Origin of the sequence: Ensifer sp. ENS06 (assembly GCF_014852205.1) — a bacterium.
Classification (GTDB): domain Bacteria; phylum Pseudomonadota; class Alphaproteobacteria; order Rhizobiales; family Rhizobiaceae; genus Ensifer; species Ensifer adhaerens.
The window spans coordinates 1-2,885 of record NZ_JACVBC010000030.1; the positions used below are offsets into that span (position 1 = coordinate 1).

Annotated in this window: 2 rRNA genes; both read right to left on the bottom strand. The window is 53.7% G+C overall.

Annotated features, from left to right (window positions below):
- Positions 1-15: 15 nt before the first annotated feature.
- Positions 16-130: ribosomal RNA gene (rrf, locus tag IB279_RS36655) — 5S ribosomal RNA — on the bottom strand.
- A gap of 124 nt (positions 131-254) precedes the next feature.
- Positions 255-2,885 (bottom strand): 23S ribosomal RNA (locus IB279_RS36660); the annotation flags it as partial.

Below are 2,885 nucleotides of genomic sequence, written 5' to 3' on the forward strand. Positions count from 1 at the left end.
TCTTGCGCTTTGCAGACCTGGCAGCGACCTACTCTCCCGCGTCTTAAGACGAAGTACCATCGGCGCTGGGGCGTTTCACGGCCGTGTTCGGAATGGGAACGGGTGCAGCCACCCCGCCAGAACCACCAGGTCGGCAAAGCGCAAGATTTGCGTCTAGCGGACGCAAACCGGATGAGAAGCTGGTGAGTTGGTCGAGCCAACTCGTTTTGTTTTGAACACGTCGCTCATCTGGATGATGAGCATGAGCAATGGGAACGATCAAGCCAATCGAACGATTAGTACTGGTAAGCTTCATGCGTTGCCGCACTTCCACACCCAGCCTATCAACGTGGTCGTCTTCCACGGTTCTCAAGGGAATACTCGTTTTCAGGTTGGTTTCCCGCTTAGATGCCTTCAGCGGTTATCCATTCCATATATAGCTACCCTGCTATGCCCTTGGCAGGACAACAGGTCCACCAGAGATATGTCCATCCCGGTCCTCTCGTACTAGGGACAGATCCTGTCAATATTCCTACACCCACGGCAGATAGGGACCGAACTGTCTCACGACGTTCTGAACCCAGCTCACGTACCGCTTTAATTGGCGAACAGCCAAACCCTTGGGACCTGCTCCAGCCCCAGGATGCGATGAGCCGACATCGAGGTGCCAAACAACCCCGTCGATATGGACTCTTGGGGGTCATCAGCCTGTTATCCCCGGCGTACCTTTTATCCGTTGAGCGATGGCCCTTCCACGCGGGACCACCGGATCACTATGACCGACTTTCGTCTCTGCTCGACTTGTCAGTCTCGCAGTCAGGCGGGCTTATGCCATTGCACTCGACGACCGATTTCCGACCGGTCTGAGCCCACCATCGCGCGCCTCCGTTACTCTTTCGGAGGCGACCGCCCCAGTCAAACTACCCACCATACACTGTCCCGGATCCGGATAACGGACCGCGGTTAGACATCCATGACGATAAGGGTGGTATTTCAAGGATGGCTCCACAAGAACTGGCGTCCCTGCTTCAAAGCCTACCACCTATCCTACACATGCCGACACGAATGCCAGTGTAAAGCTATAGTAAAGGTGCACGGGGTCTTTCCGTCTGACCGCAGGAACCCCGCATCTTCACGGGGAATTCAATTTCACTGAGTCTATGCTGGAGACAGCGGGGAAGTCGTTACGCCATTCGTGCAGGTCGGAACTTACCCGACAAGGAATTTCGCTACCTTAGGACCGTTATAGTTACGGCCGCCGTTTACTGGGGCTTCGATTCAGAGCTTGCACCCCTCCTCTTAACCTTCCAGCACCGGGCAGGCGTCAGACCCTATACGTCGTCTTGCGACTTCGCAGAGCCCTGTGTTTTTGATAAACAGTCGCTACCCCCTGGTCTGTGCCACCCCAACAGACTTGCGTCCCTTGGGGTCACGCTTCTTCCGAAGTTACGCGTGCAATTTGCCGAGTTCCTTCAGCATAGTTCTCTCAAGCGCCTTGGTATACTCTACCTGACCACCTGTGTCGGTTTCGGGTACGGTCTATACGGTGGAGCTATTTCCTGGAACCGCGTCCCCGCCCACACAATCCAATAAGTGTGAACAAGTTAAGCGATCCGTCACTACCACCAGGCCCACGAATATTAACGTGGTTCCCATCGACTACGCGTGTCCGCCTCGTCTTAGGGGCCGGCTAACCCTGCTCAGATTAACTTTAAGCAGGAACCCTTGGTCTTTCGGCGAGAGGGTCTCTCACCCTCTTTATCGTTACTCATGTCAACATTCGCACTTCCGATACCTCCAGGACCCCTCACGGGTATCCCTTCACAGGCTTACGGAACGCTCCGCTACCACACGTCTTGCGACGTATCCTCAGCTTCGGTGCATGGCTTTAGCCCCGTTACATTTTCGGCGCAAAGACCCTTATTTAGACCAGTGAGCTGTTACGCTTTCTTTAAATGATGGCTGCTTCTAAGCCAACATCCTGGTTGTTTTGGGATCCTCACATCCTTTCCCACTTAGCCATGACTTGGGGACCTTAGCTGGAGGTCAGGGTTGTTGCCCTTTTCACGACGGACGTTAGCACCCGCCGTGTGTCTGCCGACTAGTACTCCTCGGTATTCGGAGTTTGGTTAGGATCAGTAAGACGGTGAGTCCCCATAGCCCATCCAGTGCTCTACCCCCGAGGGTATTCGGTCGACGCACTACCTAAATAGTTTTCGCGGAGAACCAGCTATTTCCGAGTTTGATTGGCCTTTCACCCCTAACCACAAGTCATCCCAATCTATTGCAACAGATGCGGGTTCGGTCCTCCAGTTGGTGTTACCCAACCTTCAACCTGCTCATGGCTAGATCACTCGGTTTCGGGTCTAATGCGACGAACTGAACGCCCTGTTCAGACTCGCTTTCGCTGCGCCTTCACCTATCGGCTTAAGCTTGCTCGTCACACTAAGTCGTTGACCCATTATACAAAAGGTACGCTGTCACCCTTGCGGGCTCCAACTGTTTGTAGGCATCCGGTTTCAGGTTCTATTTCACTCCCCTTGTCGGGGTGCTTTTCACCTTTCCCTCACGGTACTTGTTCGCTATCGGTCATGCACGAGTACTTAGGCTTGGAGAGTGGTCTCCCCATGTTCAGACAGGATTTCACGTGTCCCGCCTTACTCAAGGACAATGAGTGTTCTACGTGTAAGGGGCTATCACCCTCTACGGCCGACCTTTCCATGTCGTTCCACTTTATTCCTCATTGCCACTGGCCTGGTCCGCGTTCGCTCGCCACTACTTGCGGAGTCTCGGTTGATGTCCTTTCCTGCAGGTACTTAGATGTTTCAGTTCCCTGCGTTCGCTTCTTACCCCTATGTATTCAGGATAAGATACCTTTAAACAATGCTTGGAAACCTAAGCCGTAC